Genomic DNA, 19,745 nt, shown 5'->3' on the forward strand with positions numbered 1-19,745 from the left:
CTGGGGGACAGAGAAATCGTTTCTATCGATATTCTCGCTCCCAAACCGTAGATCTCTCCAGTCGGCGGGATTTCGGCAGGCCAACTAGGTTGAGGCGGCGACGCCCGACAGGATGAGATCGATGCCGGCGAGGAATTCGGCGCGGTCGTCGTGTTCGGCGAGTTGGGGGGCGACGTTGCGCGTGAATGCGTACTCGTGGGCGTCGAGCGCCTTCCATCGCGTGGCTTCTGCTTCGAGATAGTCGGCGCGGTTCACGGACGAATCGACGAGTCGGCCGTTCGCGGCGTTCTGGATGCTCACGGCGATGATGTAGCTCAGAAGGGCGGACGCCGACGTGAAGTGGGCGCTGCGACGAACGCCCAGCGCTTCGACCTGGCGTCCGATGCGTTCGAAGATCTGGAGGGTCGCGGTCTCCCACGGGGCGCGCGAGAGCTGTGCGCCTACCCACGGGTGCGCGTCGACCGCCTCGAAGACGCCGAGGGCGATCCTGCGGATGGCTTCACGCGGCTTGGTGGACGTGCGGACTTCGCCCATCGCGCGGGCGACCACCGCGTCGGTGGCGGCGACGAGTAGCTCGCCCTTGTTCTCGACGTGCCAGTAGATCGCTCCGGGGCCCGTCGCCAGCCGCGTGGCCAGCGCGCGGAAGGTCAATCCATTCTCGCCCTCGTCGTCGAGCAGCTCGATCGCCGCGTCGACGATCCGCTCGCGTGAGAGCGCGTCCTCACGTCGTTCCGAGCGGCGCGGTGCTTTTGCCATGACCCTATCTTGACAGTTCTGGAACGGCGTTCCAAGTTCTCTCTGGAACGATGTTCCAAGCGTCGCCCCGAACGGCGTCGCCGCGGGGGCTCCGCCCTCGAAAGGAAGCACGATGACTCCGATCACCATCATTGGCGCCGGCCTCGGCGGGCTGACGCTCGCGCGCGTTCTGCACGTCCACGGCATCGCCTCCACCGTCTACGAGGCCGAGGTGTCTGCGGATGCGCGCACGCAGGGCGGAATGCTCGACATTCATGATTCCAACGGACAGCTCGCGCTGAAGGCGGCCGGACTCTTCGACGAATTCCGCCGAATCATCCGCGAAGGCGGCGAGGCCATGCGCGTGCTCGACGCGCACGGCACGGTCTTTCTCGACCAGCCCGACGACGGCGACGGCGGTCGCCCCGAGGTGCATCGCGGCGATCTGCGGCGCATCCTGCTCGACTCGCTGCCTCACGGCGCCGTCCAGTGGGGACGCAAGGTCACGGCCATTCGCCCACTCGGCGGCGCGCAGCACGAGCTCACGTTCGCCGACGGGTCGACCGTGACCACGAGCCTCGTGGTCGGTGCGGACGGCGCGTGGTCGAAGATCCGGCCGCTCTTGTCCGACGTGAAGCCCGCCTACGTCGGCACTTCCTTCATCGAGACGTACCTGCTCGATGCCGATGTGCGCCACCCGGGCAGCGCGAAAATCGTCGGAGGCGGGGCCATGCTCGCCCTCGCGCGCGGCAAGGGGATCGTCGCCCACCGCGAAGCGGGCGGCGTGCTGCATACCTACGTTGCGCTCACCAAGCCGAAGGAGTGGATGGCGGAGGTCGACTTCACCAACCCGAAGGCGGCGAGGGCTCGCGTCGCGGCCGAGTTCGATGGTTGGGCGCCGGAGCTCACCGCGCTGATCACCGACGGCGAGACAGATCCCGTCCTCCGCATGCTTCACGCGCTCCCGATCGGACATCGCTGGGAGCGTGTGCCCGGTGTGACGCTCGTCGGCGACGCCGCGCATCTGGCGCCTCCCGACGGTGAGGGCGCCAACCTCGCGATGTACGACGGCGCCGAGCTCGGCAAGGCCATCGCCGCACACCGAGGCGACCTCGAAGCCGCGCTCGCCGAATACGAGGAAACGATGTTCATCCGTAGCGCGAAAACCGCCGCCGAGGCCGCGGAAACCCATGCGCTCTGCTTCGATGACGAAAGCGCTCCGCACGGGCTAATCGGCATGCTGACCGGCGGCTCTACCGGGGCAACGCCAGCTCGAGCGAGCACCTCGTCCTGACCGAAATCGGCACGACGGCTCGTCGGCGAAGACGGGCTATGATGTTCGGCCATCATGCGTTCGCGATCGTCCGAGTCATCCTCTTCGCCGGACCAAGAGACGTCGGATCCGCTGGCTGCCGTCATCTCGCTCCTGCATCCGCAGACGGTGCTCTCCAAGATCATCAGCGGCGCGGGACGCTGGAGCGTGCGTTATGCCGCCCACGAAGATCCGGGATTCTGCCTCATGCTCGAGGGGTCGTGCTTCCTCGACGTCGACGGGGTCGGTGCCGTGAAGCTCGAAGAGGGCGACTTCGTCCTGCTGCCTGCCACCCCCGGCTTCACGATGGCGAGCGATCTCACGATGAAGCCAACGTTCATCAAGCCCACGACGCAAGTTGCGGAGCTGCGGCATGGCACGAAGGCCGGCCCGCCGACCATGCGACAGCTCGGCGGCTACTTTCGATTCGATCGTACGAACGCGCAGATCGTCGTCAGTTTCTTGCCGGCGATGATTCATATTCGGCGCGATGAGCCCGGAGCGACGCGTCTGCGCCGAATTGCGGAGCTCATCGGCGACGAGGCCACCGCGCGCCGTCCGGGGCGAGACCTGATCCTCGAGCGGCTCGTGGAGGCGCTCCTCGTGGAGGCGCTTCGCTTTCGACCCACCGAAGCGAAGAATGAACAGCGAGGGTTACTCGCGGGCCTCGCTGATCCGGTGCTGGCTCGCGCGCTTCGAGGCATGCACGACGATGTGGCGCGTCGATGGACGGTCGCCGACCTCGCGCGCACCGCGGGCATGTCGCGAGCGGCCTTTGCCGAGCGGTTCACGCGAAAAGTCGGGATGCCTCCAATGGAGTACCTTCTCGAGTGGCGCATCGCGATTGCAAAGGATGTCCTTCGTCGTGAGCGCACCCCGCTCGCGGAGGTCGCCGAAATGATCGGGTATCAGTCCGCGAGTGCGTTCAGCACCGCGTTTACGCGTCACTCGGGATGTTCGCCCAGCGGGTTCGCGCGTGCCGTGCGTACCTGAGTCGGCGAAGGTTGCTCGCGACACCGTCCGTCCGCGGCGAGCTGCGTGACGATGCGCCGGACATCGATGTGGATCCGATGCTCTCGCCAGCCTCGGTCGACCTCGACGGTGAATCGATGGGAAAGCTCGAACTCTACGTGGCGCAGGGTCGGGGCGATGAGGCCGTAGAAGGGACCGGTCTGACGCCCCGCGCACGCCACGACGACGTCGATCGAGTCGTGATGAGAGGTGATGGAAGCGACGACGCGAGTGAGCTCCGGGAAAGCGGAGCGGAAGAGACATCCTCCCGTGGCCAGGTCGCGCGCGAAGGCATCTGGAAGCTTGCCTTCGACGATGCTGGCGAGTCCGGGGAGGAGGCTTGCGGAAAGGACCGCCGACACGCGTGCGCGGAGCCGGTGGTCGAGCCCCTGCCAGCGCTCCACGAGGTCCCGTCGGATGACGACAGTCATGACGTGCACTCTGCCGGGGGCTGCCCCGTACCGCCCGTTGAGTGCCGTGAAACCTCGTGCGTTAACGAACTTTCACGCCTGTTAACGCGTCGAATTCCCTGGCCAGATGCATGCTGAGGGCGTTCCTGAATCCTTCGCCCCGCTCGCACTACTCAAGGGGTCCTACGATGCCTCCCGCCTTTGCGGGCTTTCAGCTTCCCGCGCCCGTAGCTGCCGCGATCGACGCCATCAACGCAGGCGACGGACCGGCTTTGCTCGCCCTGTTCGCCGAAGGCGCCCTGGTGAATGACCAGCTTCGTGAGCACTGGGGTAGAGCAGCCATCGCCGAGTGGATTGCCAGCGACGTCGTTGGCCAGCGCCTCGCCATGCGGATTGCGCGAGTCCGCAATAACCACTGCCATGCCGTCGTGGAGGCAACCGTCGACGGGAACTTCGAGCGACGCGGTCTGCCAGATCCACTCGTGGTGAGCTTCTACTTCTCCGCCCACACGGAGAAGATCGACCAGCTCCTGATCTTGCGCAACGAGCCCTCCGAGTGACTGGCTAAAGCGTCGACAGAACGTCCTTGGCTGCGAGCAGGTCCGCCGTTCCGAGCCCTTGATCGTACCGGGAGTAGACGGGCTCGAGGATCGCTCGTGCCGAAGTCTTGTCGGCTCGCCGCGTGTAGAGCTCTGCTAGCGCGGTGGCAGCGCGGAGCTCCCAGCCCAACGCATTCTGCTCCCTTGCGTGGTCCAGCGCCTGGCGAAGGTAGCGTTCGCCCAGCGTTTCGTCGCGCGACGGCATCGCCAGGAGCACGCGTCCTTTGAATCTGAGCATCTCCGGTAGATCGAACGACTCACCGTCGTTCCGCTTCGCCAATGCCAGCGCGGCGTCGATCGTTTGGAGGGCGTCTTCGAACCGACCGGCTCCGGCGAGCCCCTCGGCGATGGCCGTCGCGAAGACGGTTTGTAGAAGGTCGTGGCGGCCCGCGCGGAGCGTCTCACCGGCCTTACGAAGGAGTTCGACCCCCGCGAAGTTCCCTCGCTTCACCAAGAGCTCGCCCCGAAGTCCGAGCGCGAGCGGGATGTACGGGCCCAGCGAGTGCTTCTCGGCGTAGACGACGAGACGCTCCACCACTTCCTCCGCCCGCTCGAAATCACCGCACCAGACATAGACGGACGAGGTCCAGACGAGAGATATCGCGACGGTCGTCGGTTGGCCGATCTCTGCGGCATCTCGAATCGCCCGATCCGCCACGCGCAGCGCGTCGTCCACGCGGCCGAGGAGCCAGAGCGCTCTCGCCAGCACGATGAGCGCTCGAACGCGGTGATCGAACCCGAACTGGAGCATCGCGGTACTTCGCGAGGTCGGCGTGGGCTCGAGGGCAGAACGGCATCGCGCCTCCGCGGCAACCTGATCTCCGAGCAGATGGCGACAGGTACCGATCATCCAATCCGCGAGGCTGCGTGCGGCTGGGTCGTCGTCCAATCGAGCGGCGACCGCTTCGCTCCTCTGGCCAACGAGGAGTCCCTCTCGCCACTCGGCGGTGCGCGTCAGGAGAATGTTGAGCGCGCCAAGCAAGCGAAGCTGCTCGCGGGGTTCGTCGACCTCGTCGGCCAAGGCGAGCGCACTCGATAGCGCTTCTCTCACCTCGGGCCCGTTGCCTTTCGTGAACATGGCCGCGACGCCGAGCGCCGCCCGCAGGTCCATTTCGCGCCGCGTCCCGCGATCCGAAGGCTCGAGGAGCGCCATGGCCGCTTCCGCCCACCGCGCACACTCACGCAGCAGCGACAGCTCCATGAAGAGCGAGACGGCTTCGGTGGCGAGGCGCACGGCGAGCCTGGGATCGCCGCCATTCGAGAAGCTCCAGTCGAGCGCCGCGCGTGCATTACCGAGGTATCTCGCGAGGGAGCGAGCAGGCATCTCGCGGTCGTGGTTTCGCTCGCACTCGAGCATGGCGCAGACGTACTGCGCGTGACGCTTGGCGAGCTCCTGGAGTTCGCCGGCGTCCGATAGTTTCGCGTGGGCATACGCGCGCGTCGTATCGAGCAGTCGATAGCGGGGGCCTTCGCTTCCTCTCGTGTCGACGGAGATCAGGGATTTGTCGACCAGGCTCCCCAATGTGCCGATCGCGTCTTCCTCGTCCAGGATGCCGGCTGCGTCATCGAGGGAGAAGATACCGACCAGGATGGAGAGGCGGCGTAGTGCGCGCTGCTCCCTGCCATCGAGCAGGTTGTAGCTCCAGTCGAGCAGAGCACTGAGCGTCTGATGCCGAGGGAGGGCCGTTCGGCGCCCGTGCCAGAGCAGCTTGAAACGGTTCTCGAGGAGCGAGGCGGTTCCGCGGATCCCGTACGCCTCGACGCGTCCGGCGGCGAATTCGATGGCCAAGGCGATGCCGTCGAGCCGGCGGCACAGATCCGACACGACGGGCGCGTCGTCATCGCTCAGGACGAACCGCGTGCCGCTGGCGGTTGCACGCTCGACGAACAGCTCCACGGCCGGAAAGGCAAGCGCCTCGGTAGCCGCGATCGCGGACGCCTCGGGCGGGCTCGCGAGGGGCGCCAATCGATGGACATGTTCCCCCTCGACGCGGAGGGGCTCACGACTCGTCGTCAGGACGTGAACACCTGCGGCTGCGACGAGTCTCTCTGCGAGCGGAGCCACCGCGTCGATCAGATGCTCACAGCTATCGAGCACGACGAGCATGCGGCGATCTCGAAGAAAGGCGGGCAGGCTGGCCGCGAGATCCTGGGACACCGGCGCGAAACCCAACGCGGAGCAAAGCGCCGACGCGATCTGGTGAGGTTCGCGGAGCGAGCCAAGGTCGACGAAAGAGACGTCTCCCGCGAAGTCTTCGAGCACCGCATGCGCCAACGCCACGGCCACCGTCGTCTTCCCCATTCCGCCCGGTCCGACGATGCTGACGAACCGACTCGCGCGAACCTGCTCGACGATTTCGCGAATCGTCGTGTCACGGCCGAGGATGCGTTCGAGCCGTGCCGGCAGCTCGCTAGCAAGCGCGCGTGCGGTGCCTGCGATGTGCCCGAGCGACGTGGACCGTTCGACAGGCGCCACGAATGAGTACCCTCGACCGGGAACATTGGTCACGTAGCGCGCGCCGCCAGCGCCGTCTCCGAGGGCCTTTCGAAGGGCCGCGACGTGAACCCGGATGCCGCTCTCCTCCACGGCAGTGTCGGGCCAGACCTTGGCAATGAGCTCCTCTTTCGTGACGATCTCGCCCGCTCGCTCGGTCAGGATGACGAGAACGTCCAGGGCACGGCTCCCGATCTTCACCGGCTGCCCATCGCGCACGAGGCGGCGCTCGCGAGGGAATAGGGAAAATGGCCCGAAATGAAGAACGGCCCCGAGACCGAGACCGAGACCGAGTGCTTGTGCCGTTTCGCGGCCTGGTTCCGCTGCTTTCACTGCCTCAACGGTGAATACTGGTCACGCGGCGGACAGGTCCATCTTTCGCCGTCTGAATTTCATTCGTGAGCGTCCAACGTGGCCGAACACGACGCCCCGTGACCGATGTCAGCGCTCGCTAGGAAGCGCCCGCGTTAACGACCGTGAAGAGCCGTGAAGCGCGGGCTCGCTGAACGTTTCACGGCTCTTCACCGCGCATCACGTGCGGGTCGCGCGTCGCCTCCGCATACTCGCATCGGTCGCTGCACGAAGACGTCGGGCGACGTCGTCGAGCGCATACGCACTTCGCTTCGAAGCGCTTGCGTGACGACACATCAACAACCCGTGACGCGGAGTCTGTCCATGAAAACTGTGCTCATTACCGGTTGCTCGTCTGGCTATGGCCTCGAAACCGCGCGCTACTTCCACGCGCAAGGTTGGAACGTCGTGGCGACGATGCGCAATCCGCGCGAAGACGTTCTGCCCCGGTCCGAACGACTCCGGGTTCTGCCGCTCGACGTTACGAAGGCCGAGAGCATCGCGGCCGCCATCGCGACGAGCGGACCCCTCGATGCGCTCGTCAACAACGCGGGCGTCGGGGCCATCGGTCCTTTCGAGGCGACGCCGATGGCGATCGTGCGCGAGGTGTTCGAAACCAACACCCTCGGCGTGATGGCGATGACGCAAGCAGTGCTGCCTCATCTCCGCAAGCGGAAGGCCGGCGTGGTGGTGAACGTGACGTCGAGCGTGACGCTGACGCCGATGCCGCTCGTTGCCCTGTACACGGCAAGCAAGATGGCCATCGAAGGTTTCACTGCATCGCTCGCGCTCGAGCTCGAAGACTTGAATGTACGGGTCAAGCTGGTCGAGCCGGGATACTGCCCGACCACGGGCTTCACACGAAACGCCGGACCGCGGATCCAAGAAGTGGTTCCCGAACCCTACGCCTCGTTCGCCAAGCGAGCGCTGGCTGCATTCACGCAGCAAGAAGTGGTGACGAAGGAGTCCGACGTCGCCGAGGCCGTATACCGTGCGGCGAACGACACGTCGGGGCAACTCCGGTTTCCGGCGGGACCGGACGCAGTGGCGCTCGCCGAAGCCTCGATGAGCCTCGTCGCGTAGTTCTTTCTCGCTCAGCTCCGGGGGCGAGCGACCTGCGCCGGGGTGACGCCGAGTACCCGGCGCATGCAGCGCGCCATGTGGCTTTGATGCGAGAAGCCCGCCTCGAGCGCAATCTGGCTCGCGGGTAGCTCGCCGCGGAGCAAGAGGGTGCGCGCGCGCTCGACCCGCCTCTGGATGACGTACTCGTGGGCCGGGACCAACATCGATCGTTTGAAGAGTGCACGGAAGTGCGACGTGCTCACTCCGGCGACGCGCGCGAGGCGTACCAGCGAGACGTCGTGGGCGAGATGGGTCTCGATCCACTCGACAACGCGGGCCAATTGCTTTGCGGAGAGACCGTCGTCGCAGCGCGCCTTCGACGTCGTGCGGTAGCGTGTGAGGAGGTGCACTGCGAGAGCGAGACCGAGGCTTTCTCGATAGAGCAGTGTGCTTCGAGCACCTGCGCGGTGCTCGGCTTCGAGTGCCCAGGCGATGTGCTCGACCTGCGGGTCACGGAAGCAGAATTGCGGTTCGAGGGTGGCGCGGTCCGGATCGAGCCCCATCTCCTCCGCCGCCATACGAATCAGCGACGCCGATAGGTGCAGCTCGACAGTCGAGCTCGGATCATCCTGCATGCACTGGTCGAAGGCCCCGATGGGGACGAGGCTGATCTCGCCGCGAGTGACCACGGAGCGCGTCACCGACTGGCGACAAGAGACGCGTGCATCTGCTCCGGCGTGAATGCTCAGGCAATGCTCGCGCGGCGCCTCGAAGCGGATGGTTCCGGGCAGAAGGTTCCGGATCTCGACCCTCGGTTCGAGCCTCGGGGAAGGGAGCGCGCTCATGCTGGCGAAGCGTAGCAGCCCGTTGGCGTGTCGGCGCGAGCGTCAATTCGTGCTGCGGAAAACGTCGGAACGTGCGCGACGGTCGCAGACCTTCGGAGCTACGCATTCAGCGAACGCAGCGAACGCAGCGAACGCAGCGAACGAAGGAGAGACAGCGATGGCACGAATCTCGATTCTCGGTGCAGGGCGAATGGGCGCAGCGCTCGTGACGGCGTTTGCCAAGGGCGGGCACGCGGTCACCGTATGGAACCGCACGGCATCGAGGGCAAAGCCGCTCGAGGCGGTCGGTGCCCGCGTGGCGCTCTCGCTGCTGGACGCGATCGACGCGGACCTCGTCATCGACATCGTGAGCGACTACGAGGCGAGCGCTGAGCTCGTGCGAAACGACGACGTGAGCCGGGCGCTTCGCGACAAGACGTTCCTCGAGCTTGCCTCGGGGACGCCCAAGGAGGCGCAACGCGCCGCCGCCTGGGCGGAACAAAACGGCATTCGCTATCTCGACGGCGCGATCATGGCGACGCCCGATTTCATCGGTCAACCGGGATGCACCATCCTGTATTCCGGGCCGAGCGCCGTATTCGAAGAACACCGGACGATCCTCGGCGCAATCGCGGGCAATGGTCTCTATCTCGGAAGCGAGATCGGGCATGCCAACGTGCTCGACAACGCCATCCTCGTGGTCCTCTGGGGGTCGGTCTACGGCGTATTGCAGGGCGCCGCCATCTGCGAGGCGGAGCGCTTCTCTCTCGACGCCTTCGGCAGTGCGCTCGAGGGGGCGTGGCCGGTCGTCGCGCCGCTCTTGCTCTCGTCGATCGACCGGATCGGCAAACGACGCTGGGCTGCGGACGCGACGACACAGTCGACGCTCGCCCCGGGGTACGCGTCCGTTCGTCACCTCCTCGCGATGAGCAAGGAGTACGGCATCGACGCAGCGCTTCCAGAAGCGCTCCATCGCGTCTTTCAGCGTGCGGTCGACGCGGGCCATCGCGACGACGACATCGCCGCCGCCTACCAGGGCATGCGGTGAGCGTGGGACGAACATGATCGCTCGAACCAAGCTCGAGCAGGCGCCGAAGCTCCTGCTGGGCGCAACCGTCATCGGTTTTTCCGCATACTTCATCGCCATCAGCGCGCACCTCTTCAAGCTGACGCAAGAAGAGCTCGGAAAGTATTTCGACATCCGAGGGGTGCTCTTGCTCCACGTCTCCGGTGGAGCCGTTGCGCTGCTGACCGGTCCCTTCCAGTTCTGGGAAGAGCTGAGAAGTGCGCGCCGTGGCCTGCACAGAGGGATGGGCAACGCTTATGTGCTGGCCATCGCCGTCAGCGCGCCGTGTGCCGTCTATCTATCGCTGACGACCGCCTATGACGTCGGCTGGTCCTATGCGTTGTCGCTGCAGGCATGGGCGAGCGTGTGGATGGTCTCTACCGGACTTGCGTATCGCTACGCGCGGCAGAAGAAGTTCAGGCTGCACAAGGAATGGATGGTGCGCAGCTACCTCGTCACACTGGCCTTCGTTTTGTCGGCTCTCTTGAACAAGCTTCCGTTCGTGGCCAGCAAGGGCAGCCTGGCCGAAGTCTCGCCGGGCTTGTTCTGGGCAGGCTGGTCGATCCCGCTGTTCGTCTGCGACATCGTGCTTTCCACGCAGCGCAAGCAGTGATTGGCCGTCGAGGCCTTGCGTATTCGGGGGCACGCCGCCTCGGCTAAAAAAGGGCGGATCGCGAAAAGCGCCGTACGATGTCCGACGCGGGCAGGGTCGCGCGTCCCTGGATCTGAAAGGCGGATAACCCAATGAACAACCGATACGTGTTCGTGTTTCGCGGTGGGGCGGTCGTGCACAAGGAGCTCGCTCCGGCCGAGCTTGGCGCGCACCTCCAGAAGTGGATGGTGTGGTTGACCGACCTCGACAAGAAGGGTCAGTCCGAGCCGAACGGTCCGCGCCTCCAGCTGTCGGGCAAGACCATCCGCGGCAAGTCCAAGGCGGTCACCGATGGCCCGTTCGCCGAGGCCAAGGACCTCGTGACCGGCTCGCTCGTCGTCAAAGCGCCAACGCTCGAGGCGGCGACCGAGATCGCCATGGGCTGCCCGATCTACGAATACGACGGCTCGGTCGAGGTTCGACCCATCTTCGAGAAGCACGGGGCCTGACGTGTCCAAGGCCGACGCCGGGCAGGTGCTCGCGACGCTCTTCCGCCGCCAGTCGGGGCGGATGACGGCGGCGCTCGTGCGCATGCTCGGCGTCGGGCGGATCGACCTGGCCGAGGACATCGTCCAGGAGACGCTGCTCGCCGCGCTCCAGGCGTGGCACACCGAGCTGCCGCGCGACCCCGAGGGTTGGCTCTTCGCCGTGATGCGCAACCGCGTTCGCGACGCGTTCCGCCGCGAGCGTGTCCGGTCGCGCGTCCTCGACGCCGATACGTTGCCTGAAGAGACGGAAGCCGAGGCGCCACGGGAAGAGACGGCCGACGAGAGCGCCGATCTTCTGCGGATGATGTTCTCGTGCTGCCACCCGGCGCTGACCGACGACGGGCGGACGGTGCTCATCCTGCGCCTCGTCTGCGGGTTCGGTACCGGCGAGGTGGCGTGCGCCTTTCTCGCCGACCGGGCGGCGATGGAGAAGCGGATCGCCCGCGCGAAGCGGATCATCGCCGACGACGGGCAGCTCTTCGAAGTGTCGACGCGCGAGCAGGCACGCGAGCGCATGCCCGCGGTCTTGACGGCGATCTATCTGATGTTCGACGCCGGGTATCATGGGAGCGTCGTCCCTGAGCCGGTGCGTGCCGATCTGTGCGCCGACGCGATCCGTCTGGCGACGCTCCTCGCTGCCTCGCCAGCGACGGCGAGCGCCGAGGTCGACGCGCTCCTCGCGCTCATGTACTTGCACGCGGCGCGCATGCCCGCTCGCCTCGACGCCAGGGGCGCGCTCGTCCCGCTCGAGCACCAGGACCGGTCGCTCTGGGACGCGGAGCTCATCACACGCGGAATGGAGCACCTCGGTGCTTCGGCGCGCGGCGGCGAGGTAACGACCTACCACCTCGAGGCGGGGATCGCGGCGCTCCACGTGATGTCGCCGTCGGTCGAAGCGACGCCATGGGGCAAGATCGCCGATCTCTACGAGCGCCTCTATGCGCGGAAGCCGACGCCCGTCGTTGCTCTCGGCCGCGCGATTGCGCGGGCGCAGGTCGACGGCCCGGCGCGAGGGATCGACGCGATCCTCGCGATCCCGGGGCGCGAGCGGCTCGAGGACTACCCGTTCTACTGGGCAGCGCTCGGCGACCTCTCCCTCCGCGCCGGCGATCGCGGCCGCGCACTCGTGTGGTTTCAGCGTGGCAGCAAGGCGGCGCGCAACGACGCCGAGCGCGCGATGTTCGCCCGCCGCATCCTCGAGTGCGTCGATTAGGAGCGAGCACCCGGCCGAGGCTCGCAGTGTGTTGTCGTTAGCCCAGGGGTGGGAACCACGCGGAGCCGCAAGAACCGCAACAGAACCCGCCTCGCCGGATGTTGAGGGACTCGGCGCCGATCAACGTATCGAGAGGCCTGAAACCGGGACTCTCGAATTGCACTCTTAGGGCTGGGGCCACAGCGCTTCCATGCCCTTGAATTCGGAGCCGGATGTCACATTCGGTCAGCGCTGAGAAGCACTGAGGGCAACGCTTGGGAAGGTCTCGAAGGCGCGGGCGGAACGAGACGGATGCGGAGGTCCATCGGATGTCGCCAGGGGCGTCTTCGTCAACCGCACGATCATCAGCATTCGAGTCGAGGACAATCCATAGATACTGGTCGTGGTTCGGCTCGGTCCAGGCTTCGGAAAGGATGCTGCCCCACAAGGTCACCTCGTGACCGGCCCCTCGCAGGTCGGCGATGATCCATTCGAGCGCTTGATGGCTGTTCGTCGCGTCGTTGAGCCGTTTCGTCAAGGTCGCTGAAAGCGCTTGGCACCGCTGCTGTGGATCACCGTCCTCGATAAACTTCGACCGGGAGAATTCAGCGTCCAGCATCGCCCTCCCTGACTACCACCCCCGCGACGATCCACGAAGGACTCCTGGGGCGCATGCTTCGAAGAGCTGAGGATGCGCGTAGGGCTCGAGGAGCGAGCACGGTTCTGCCTCTGCAGCCGTCGCACTATGGGGATGTCCTCTGGACCCGTCGCGATCTCCGTTCTGGAGCCTGTCACGGGACCAGGGCGGGGGTAACAGTCCGTGTGTCGAGACCGGACTCCGCGAGCAAGCAACAAGGCCGATCCACGGCATTGCGCGCTTCGCGTTTGCCGCTCACCCGAAAACCACCGCAAGGAGCGCTGGAATGCACGACAAGAATCCTCTCGTCGTTCGGCCCGTTGAGAGAGGCGATTTCGAACAATGGCTTCCGTATTGGAAGGGCTACCAGGAGTTCTACAAGATCTCCTTGCCGGAGGAAGTGACCCGGGCGACCTGGGACCGATTCTTCGACGACCGCGAGCCGATGTACTCCGCCGTCGCGGTGGATGGCGGACGAATCCTCGGGTTCGTCAACTACCTCTTCCACCGTTCAACGTGGGCGCAGAATGAGTTCTGCTACCTCGAGGATCTGTTCGTCGCTCCAGAGACGCGTGGACGCCAGGTCGGCAAAAAGCTGATCGAGTTCGTGCAGCGGCGCGCCCGCGCAAAAGACTGCGGGCGGCTCTACTGGCATACCCAGGAGACGAATCTCAGGGCTCAACGACTCTACGACTGGATCGGAGAGAAGCCTGGCGTGATCGAATATCGGATGTCGCTCGCTTGATCGACCCGGCGCTAAATCGATCTCTTGGCGGTGGCCGCCAACGGCCGTTCGTTTGGGACTTCGACGCGCCGTCCAGCGGCTACGAGAACGGCGACCAATCCAACCGAGGAGGTCGCGGCGCCGGCAAGAGCGACCGACGGGTAGCCAAATCCGGCGGCGATCACGCCACCACCCAGCGCGGCGCCGAGCGCGTTGCCGAGATTGAACGCGCCGATGTTGACGGCCGACGCAAGGTTGGGAGCGTCAGCAGCCGCGGTCATCACGCGGACCTGCAGCGGGGGCACCAGCGCGAAGCTTGCCACGCCCCACAGGAACATCAGGACGGACACCGCGCCCCCGTGCGGCATGAAAATCGCGAAAGCGACCAAGATCGCGGAGAGGGAAGAGAGCGTCGCGATCAGCGTGCGATCCACCGAACGGTCCGCGAAGCGACCGCCCAGCCAGTTGCCGACCGTCAGCCCGACCCCGTAGGTCACGAGCATCGTCGTGACGAAGCCGAGCGACGCATGGGTCACTTCACGCAGGATCGGGGCGATATAGGTGAAGACCGTGAACATTGCGCTCGAGCCGACGACCGTCAGCCCAAGCGCTCCAAGCACCTTGCCGCGGCCCAATACCCGAAGTTCGGCAACGACGTTTCCGTCGTCGGGCGCGGCCAGTGTCGGCAACGACAATCTCAGCGCCGCCATCGTCACGAGGCCAAGCACGGCAATCCCCCAGAACGACGCGCGCCAGCCCAAGTGTTCGCCTGCCCAAGTCGCGAGCGGCACGCCGACGACATTCGCGATGGTCAGCCCCATGAACATGGCGGCGACGGCTCCGGCCTGCCGCCCCAGTGGTACGAGCCTCGCGGCGACGACCGAGCCAATGCCGAAGAACGCGCCGTGATTCAGTGACGTGACGATTCTTGCGAAGAGCAGCGCGCCGTAGCTGTCCGAGATCGCCGCTAGCACGTTGCCGAGCGTGAAAATCGCCATGAGGCCGATCAGCAACATGCGGCGCGGCAAGCGGCTGGTCATCAAGGTCATCACGGGCGCTCCCGCCACGACCCCCAACGCATAGGCACTGATCAACAGGCCGGCGGCGGGAATCGAGACGCGGAGATCGTTCGCGATGACGCCCAGCAGGCCCATCGGTGCGAATTCCGTCACACCGATGCCGAACGCGCCGATCGCCAAGGCCAGCAGACCAAGGTTGAGTTTCATGCGATTCTTCCATTTCGCCAGCTGCAGGACACCGGCGCCGTTTCCACATTGCCGAGCTTCCATGCTGCAGGTTGCCGTCGCTACGAGGCGTCAGATTGGACTGCGCAACGCGAGTCGAGTAGCAACCGTGGAGGCGAAGGATTTTTGCGATGGACGCAAAGCTGGCTGGCGGCATCGACCGCGCGCGGTCGTTGGAGATCTTCGCGGCTGTTGTCGACGCAGGCAGCTTCTCCGGCGCAGGGCGCTTGCTCGGCTTGACGCCCTCGGGGTCAGCCGTGCGATCGACCGGATCGAGGAGCGCCTTGGTGTCCGACTTCTCCTCCGCTCCACCCGTGCGCTGACGGTAACCGTCGAGGGGCAAGCGTATCTCCAACTCGCGCGGCGTATCCTCGTCGACCTCGACGATGCCGAGCAGCTGATTTGCGACCGGGGAGCTCCGCGAGGGCGGCTACGCGTGAGCGCGGGACTTTCGCACGGCCGACTGTGCGTCGTGCCGCTCCTTGGCGAGTTCGCCAAGCTCTATCCCCAAATCGTCGTCGACATCGCACTAACCGATACGCTGGTTGATATAAGCGCGGGCCACGCCGACGTTGCAGTTCGGTTCGGCCCACTGGCCGACAGCACGCTCACCGCGCGCAAGCTCAGCGAGAATGGCCGGGTCATCGTCGCTTCGCGCGATTATCTCGCTCGCCACGGCACGCCCCGCTCCCCTGAAGAGTTGTTGCGTCACAACTGCCTCAACTTCGACTTTCGTCGCGCCGAACCGGTTTGGCCGTTCGTTCGCGATGGGCAGAAGTTCTCTCTTCCGATGAGAGGCAATATCGAGGCGAACAACGGCGAGACGTTGGGCCAGCTCGCGGCGATGGGCATCGGAATCGCCCGGGTCGGCACCTTCGCGGTCGCCGCAGAGATCGCCGACGGTCGCCTCGTGCCTATTCTGGAGGAATTCAATCCCGGCGACGTCGAGCCGGTACACGCGGTTTTCGTCGGCGGCAGCAACACGCCTGCTCGCGTGCGTGTGTTCGTAGACTTTCTGGCTGCACGCCTCTCGTAGTTCGCGTCTCGCCTCCTCGTCCTTTGCCTGATCAGGGGGGCATCGACGACTCGGAGGTGAATGACTTCGGTTACCGCGGATCGTACGACAGGCGCGGATACCAATTCGGGTCGCGGCCCGCGGGCGTGAGATCGAGGATGTTCCAGAGCGGCGCGAGATCCACAGCACCGCGCGGATCCTCACCGGGATCGGCCATCTCCATCGTCATCTCGCCCATCCAATGGAGACGCACGGTGCCGTTCCGCTTTCGGAGCACCATCAGCACTGGCATCTCCATGCGTTTCTCCGGCTCGAGCCCGCCAATCGCGATGGAGAATTCGTCGCCTACGGCTTGGTAATAGGGAAGGTCGCGCCAGCCGCGCTCGATTCCGAATGCCGTCATGCGTTCGACCTTCGAGCGCGCCACCACCGCGAGCGCCACGCGCTGCTGCAGGTCCGCGGCGTTCGCCGCGAGCGGGCCGAGGAGGTTCGTGCACATCGGACAGGGCCGATTGCGCTCGGGGCCGAACATCCAGTGATAAAGCACCAACGTGTCGTGCGAGCCGAACATGTCGGCCAGACCGACCTCGCCGCCGTTCGGTCCGACGAACTTCCAATCATCGCCCCCGGGCGCGAGCTCCGGGCCTTCGGGCAGCTCGCGATTCTGCTGCGCGAGCCTTCCGAGATGACGCCGTACCTCGATCTCCTCGGCGAGCAGTGCCTCGCGAGCCTTCGCGTACGCGGCGCTCTCGCTCGAGAACCGCCCCTTCCTCTTGGCCGCCAATTCCTTCGCCGCGACGAGCTTGCCTGTCATGGGACGAAGGCTGCCGGAGCTTCCGGCCGAACACAACCTTCGACAGCGATGCGGCACCTTGCCTTGCTCGTCAAAAGAGCGGGATGTCCGCTGGACCCGTCACGATCTCCATTCTGGAGCCTGTCACGGGACCAGGACGAGGGTACCAGATCCGTTGGTAGAGACCGACTCCGCGAGCAAGCAACAATGCCGATCACGGCAGTGCGCGCTTCGCGTTTGCCACTCACCAGAAACCACGAAAAGGAGCACTGGAATGCACGACAAGAATCCTCTGGTCGTTCGCCCCGTTGAGAGGGGCGATTTCGAACAATGGCTTCCGTACTGGAAGGGCTACCAGGAGTTCTACGAGATCTCCTTGCCGGAGGAAGTGACCCGGGCGACCTGGGACCGATTCTTCGACGATCGCGAGCCGATGTACTCCGCCGTCGCGGTGGATGGCGGACGAATCCTCGGGTTCGTCAACTACCTCTTCCACCGTTCAACGTGGGCGCAGAGTGAGTTCTGCTACCTCGAGGATCTGTTCGTCGCTCCAGAGGCGCGAGGACGCCATGTCGGCAAAGAGCTCATCGCGTTCGTGCAGCAGCGCGCCCGTGCAAAAGACTGTGGACGCCTCTACTGGCATACGCAGGAGACGAATCTCAGGGCTCAACGACTCTACGACTGGATCGGAGAGAAGCCTGGCGTGATCGAATATCGGATGTCGCTCGCTTGATCGACAGCCCGCGACCCGACTCGGCCGGAAACCATTGCGCGGGAGGCACGGCCCCCGCGGAGCCCTGCGCGATCGGCACGTGGGATCACGACAGCAGTGCGGCGACGGCCTGTGTCGCTTGGACCGACTGCCCGCCTGGCCTGGCCGTCGTGACGGATGGAACCAAGACGGATGATCGGATGTGCGCGGCATGCGCGAACGGGACGTTCACCTCGGCCGACAACACCGCGACGTGCGCGACCTGGACCGACTGCGCGCCAGGAGTTTCGTGAGCAAGGCCGGGACCGCCGCCGCGGATCGCGAGTGCACGGTCTGTCCCGCGGGACAGACGACCACGACCCCGAATCCCAAAACCTGTACTCCAGAGCACGTGGTCGTGACGCCTGACAAGCTCGCTGCCGGCACGAACCATGCGTGCGCTTCACCGACGGCACTTGCAGCCGGGACTCTCGAATTGCACTCGTAGGGCGGGGGCCACGACACTTCCATGCCCCTGGATCCGTAGCCGGATGTCACATTCGGTCAGCGCTGAGAAGCACTGAGGACAACGTTTGGGAAGGTCTCGAAGGCGCGGGCGGAAGGCGACGAATGCGGAGGTCCATCGGACGTTGCCAGGGGCACCTTCGCAATCCTCATCATCGTCAGAATTCGAGTCGAGGACATCCATAGATATCGGTCGTGATCCGGTGCGGTCCAGGCATCGGAGAGGATCCTGTCCCATAGCGTCACCTCGTGACCGGCCGCTCGCAAGTCGGCGATGATCCATTCGAGCGCTTGCAGACTGTTCGTCGCGTCCTCGAGTCGTTTCGTCAAGGTCGCTGAAAGGGCTTGGCACCGCTGCTGTGGATCACCGTCCTCGATGAACTTCGAACGAGTGAATTCCGCGTCCAGCATGGGCCCCCCGTGACTACCAGCCTCCGCGACTAGGCACCAAGCGACTCCGGGGATGCCACGAAGGCCGTGTCGTCTCGAGACGCCATCCCCGGTAGTCGGTTGCGCCATCGCGCGGAAACGCTACATTCACCGCTCCTCCTCCCAGGCGCTTCCCACCCCAAGTGTCGCGGTCGTCGGAGTTCGCAGTTGCCATGCGAACCTTCGGACGAGCGGCGGAGGTGTGTTCGGCGTCGAGGTCGGGCGCCGAGTCCGCGCGCCGAGTCCGCGCGGTGACGGTCACCGGCGTGCTGTGGCGTGCCCACGGGGGCGAGGTACATTGCCTGATCCGCGATCAGAACCTCAGCGAGCGCTGCGGCTGGCTTGCTCGATGAGCGCGGACACGGCGGCCGGCTTGGATTCGTAGATCGCGTGGCTGCCCTCCACCTCGACCACGGTGGCCCCGGCGCGCTTGGACATTGCGCGCTGGGCCGGCGGAGGGATCATCTTGTCGTCCGTCGCCACGAGGTAAAAGCTCCGCTTGTTCCGCCACGCCGGCTGTTGAACCGCCCCGTCGAGCGCGCCGACGCCCCACGGCACCTGTGAATCCGCGCGGAAGGCCGCCACCTCGGGATCGAGATCCGCCGCGAACGAGGCCGCGAACTTGGACTTGTCGAGCAGGAGGAAGCCGTCCTGCGGCGGGAGGATCGGCGGGACCGGCGCGCCGGGCGGAGGGCTCTTGATCAGCGAGCTCACCGACTCGCCCTTGTCGGGCGCGAAAGCCGCTACGTAGACGAGACCTGCGACCTTCGGGTGGTTGCCGGCTTCCGTGATCACGACGCCGCCGTACGAGTGACCGACGAGGATCGCCGGGCCGTCCTGCCGATCGAGCACCCGTTTCGTCGCCGCCACGTCATCGGCGAGTGACGTGGTGGGGTTCTGGACGATGCTGACGCGATAGCCGTCTTTCTTAAGGTTCGTATAGACCTTCTCCCATCCGGATCCGTCGACGAAGCCGCCGTGCACGAGGACGACGTTGCGGACCGCCGCGGCCGCCGGGGCGGGAACCGCCGTGCCCGCGTGCGTCGACGAGCCGGAGGGAGGCGCAGCGAGGACCGAGCCACCGAGTGCACCCATCATCACCATGCCAGCCGTCGCAGTCAGAATCGTCTTCATGATGTTCACCATCTTCCTTTCTGGCTCTGAGACGCGGCCTCTCGGGCGACCTTACCTGGCCCGATGTCGATTCTTTTTCGCCGGCGGTCTTCCAGACAGCTTGGCCGGAGCGGGGGAAGTCCTTGACCGGGTCGGTGCAGCCAGAGATTCCCCATCTCGTCTTCACCTCGCGTCGCGGGATGCTGCCCGGCGCTCACGCGGTGATCGATCTTGCCGCGGAAGCGCTGTGCGCGGCGACGAACTCTCGCTCCCGTTCCGCCCAAAGAGCACGGCGTCCGATGCGGGGTGTCTTGTCGCGCGGACGTTCCAGCGCCATAGCGAGAGGGGGAGGCGGCCCCCACGACCCGCCGCTTCGAT

The 19,745-nt window shown here is 65.7% G+C and carries 18 protein-coding genes and 1 pseudogene; 12 read left to right on the forward strand and 7 right to left on the reverse strand.

What is annotated here, in order from left to right; translation table 11 throughout:
- Nucleotides 1-84 precede the first annotated feature (84 nt).
- Nucleotides 85-756 (reverse strand): TetR/AcrR family transcriptional regulator, encoded by a 672-nt coding sequence (locus AKJ09_RS20780; protein ID WP_146648951.1) that lies wholly within the window; start codon nt 754-756, stop codon nt 85-87.
- A 112-nt stretch (nt 757-868) separates the two neighbouring features.
- Between AKJ09_RS20780 and AKJ09_RS20785 the strand changes: the two genes are divergently transcribed.
- Both AKJ09_RS20785 and AKJ09_RS20790 read left to right on the forward strand, forming a co-directional pair.
- On the forward strand, nt 869-2,029 hold the full coding sequence (locus AKJ09_RS20785; RefSeq protein ID WP_146648952.1) for an FAD-dependent oxidoreductase: 1,161 nt from the start codon (nt 869-871) through the stop codon (nt 2,027-2,029).
- 54 nt (nt 2,030-2,083) lie between these two features.
- Complete coding sequence (locus tag AKJ09_RS20790) at nt 2,084-3,040, forward strand: AraC family transcriptional regulator (RefSeq protein ID WP_205633755.1); 957 nt, start codon at nt 2,084-2,086, stop codon at nt 3,038-3,040.
- On the opposite strand, the gene AKJ09_RS20795 is transcribed toward AKJ09_RS20790, so the two are convergent.
- Nucleotides 2,992-3,489 carry an ester cyclase gene (locus tag AKJ09_RS20795; RefSeq protein ID WP_146648953.1) on the reverse strand — a complete coding sequence of 166 codons (498 nt, stop codon included), beginning with the start codon at nt 3,487-3,489 and terminating at the stop codon, nt 2,992-2,994. The genes AKJ09_RS20790 and AKJ09_RS20795 overlap by 49 nt on opposite strands.
- A gap of 167 nt (nt 3,490-3,656) precedes the next feature.
- Here AKJ09_RS20795 and AKJ09_RS20800 point away from each other — a divergent pair, with 167 nt between their 5' ends.
- On the forward strand, nt 3,657-4,028 hold the full coding sequence (locus AKJ09_RS20800; RefSeq protein ID WP_146648954.1) for a nuclear transport factor 2 family protein: 372 nt from the start codon (nt 3,657-3,659) through the stop codon (nt 4,026-4,028).
- A 4-nt stretch (nt 4,029-4,032) separates the two neighbouring features.
- On the opposite strand, the gene AKJ09_RS20805 is transcribed toward AKJ09_RS20800, so the two are convergent.
- Nucleotides 4,033-6,894: an ATP-binding protein gene (locus AKJ09_RS20805; RefSeq protein WP_146648955.1), complete on the reverse strand. Its 2,862-nt coding sequence runs from the start codon at nt 6,892-6,894 to the stop codon at nt 4,033-4,035.
- Nucleotides 6,895-7,236: 342 nt separating this feature from the next.
- Between AKJ09_RS20805 and AKJ09_RS20810 the strand changes: the two genes are divergently transcribed.
- Nucleotides 7,237-7,995, forward strand: a complete 759-nt coding sequence (locus tag AKJ09_RS20810) for an SDR family oxidoreductase (protein ID WP_205633756.1) — start codon at nt 7,237-7,239, stop codon at nt 7,993-7,995.
- 11 nt (nt 7,996-8,006) lie between these two features.
- Here the strand turns inward: AKJ09_RS20810 and AKJ09_RS20815 are convergent, their stop codons facing one another.
- Nucleotides 8,007-8,819, reverse strand: a complete 813-nt coding sequence (locus AKJ09_RS20815) for a helix-turn-helix domain-containing protein (RefSeq protein ID WP_146648956.1) — start codon at nt 8,817-8,819, stop codon at nt 8,007-8,009.
- 157 nt (nt 8,820-8,976) lie between these two features.
- Here AKJ09_RS20815 and AKJ09_RS20820 point away from each other — a divergent pair, with 157 nt between their 5' ends.
- The 5 genes from AKJ09_RS20820 (at nt 8,977) to AKJ09_RS20840 (ending at nt 13,578) form a co-directional block, all read left to right on the forward strand.
- Entirely contained in the window at nt 8,977-9,846 is an 870-nt protein-coding gene (locus tag AKJ09_RS20820; RefSeq protein WP_169927705.1) for an NAD(P)-dependent oxidoreductase, read from the forward strand.
- A 13-nt stretch (nt 9,847-9,859) separates the two neighbouring features.
- On the forward strand, nt 9,860-10,477 hold the full coding sequence (locus AKJ09_RS20825) for a DUF2306 domain-containing protein (RefSeq protein ID WP_146648958.1): 618 nt from the start codon (nt 9,860-9,862) through the stop codon (nt 10,475-10,477).
- Nucleotides 10,478-10,608: 131 nt separating this feature from the next.
- Nucleotides 10,609-10,965, forward strand: a complete 357-nt coding sequence (locus tag AKJ09_RS20830; RefSeq protein ID WP_146648959.1) for a YciI family protein — start codon at nt 10,609-10,611, stop codon at nt 10,963-10,965.
- Between the two features lies 1 nt (nt 10,966).
- The gene (locus tag AKJ09_RS20835; RefSeq protein WP_146648960.1) at nt 10,967-12,217 is read left to right on the forward strand and encodes an RNA polymerase sigma factor; all 1,251 of its coding nucleotides are present in this window, start codon (nt 10,967-10,969) and stop codon (nt 12,215-12,217) included.
- A 902-nt stretch (nt 12,218-13,119) separates the two neighbouring features.
- Entirely contained in the window at nt 13,120-13,578 is a 459-nt protein-coding gene (locus AKJ09_RS20840; RefSeq protein WP_146648961.1) for a GNAT family N-acetyltransferase, read from the forward strand.
- An 11-nt stretch (nt 13,579-13,589) separates the two neighbouring features.
- Here AKJ09_RS20840 and AKJ09_RS20845 read toward each other — a convergent pair whose 3' ends face one another.
- Nucleotides 13,590-14,783 (reverse strand): MFS transporter, encoded by a 1,194-nt coding sequence (locus AKJ09_RS20845; protein WP_146648962.1) that lies wholly within the window; start codon nt 14,781-14,783, stop codon nt 13,590-13,592.
- A 149-nt stretch (nt 14,784-14,932) separates the two neighbouring features.
- Here AKJ09_RS20845 and AKJ09_RS55605 point away from each other — a divergent pair.
- Nucleotides 14,933-15,837, forward strand: a pseudogene (locus AKJ09_RS55605) (LysR family transcriptional regulator).
- 70 nt (nt 15,838-15,907) lie between these two features.
- Here AKJ09_RS55605 and AKJ09_RS20855 read toward each other — a convergent pair.
- A complete protein-coding gene (locus AKJ09_RS20855) occupies nt 15,908-16,630 on the reverse strand; it encodes a DUF899 family protein (protein ID WP_146648963.1) in 723 nt (240 codons plus the stop codon).
- A 253-nt stretch (nt 16,631-16,883) separates the two neighbouring features.
- Here AKJ09_RS20855 and AKJ09_RS20860 point away from each other — a divergent pair, with 253 nt between their 5' ends.
- Together AKJ09_RS20860 and AKJ09_RS20865 are read left to right on the forward strand one after the other, a co-directional pair.
- Nucleotides 16,884-17,342, forward strand: coding sequence for a GNAT family N-acetyltransferase (locus AKJ09_RS20860; RefSeq protein ID WP_146648964.1), 459 nt, complete (start codon nt 16,884-16,886; stop codon nt 17,340-17,342).
- Entirely contained in the window at nt 17,339-17,614 is a 276-nt protein-coding gene (locus AKJ09_RS20865; RefSeq protein ID WP_169927706.1) for a tumor necrosis factor receptor family protein, read from the forward strand. The genes AKJ09_RS20860 and AKJ09_RS20865 overlap by 4 nt, the downstream gene beginning before the upstream one ends.
- A 961-nt stretch (nt 17,615-18,575) precedes the next feature.
- Here AKJ09_RS20865 and AKJ09_RS20870 read toward each other — a convergent pair.
- Nucleotides 18,576-19,388 (reverse strand): alpha/beta fold hydrolase, encoded by an 813-nt coding sequence (locus AKJ09_RS20870; RefSeq protein WP_205633757.1) that lies wholly within the window; start codon nt 19,386-19,388, stop codon nt 18,576-18,578.
- Nucleotides 19,389-19,745: the final 357 nt, after the last annotated feature.

It is taken from the genome of Labilithrix luteola, assembly GCF_001263205.1.
Taxonomy (GTDB): Bacteria; Myxococcota_A; Polyangia; order Polyangiales; family Polyangiaceae; genus Labilithrix; species Labilithrix luteola.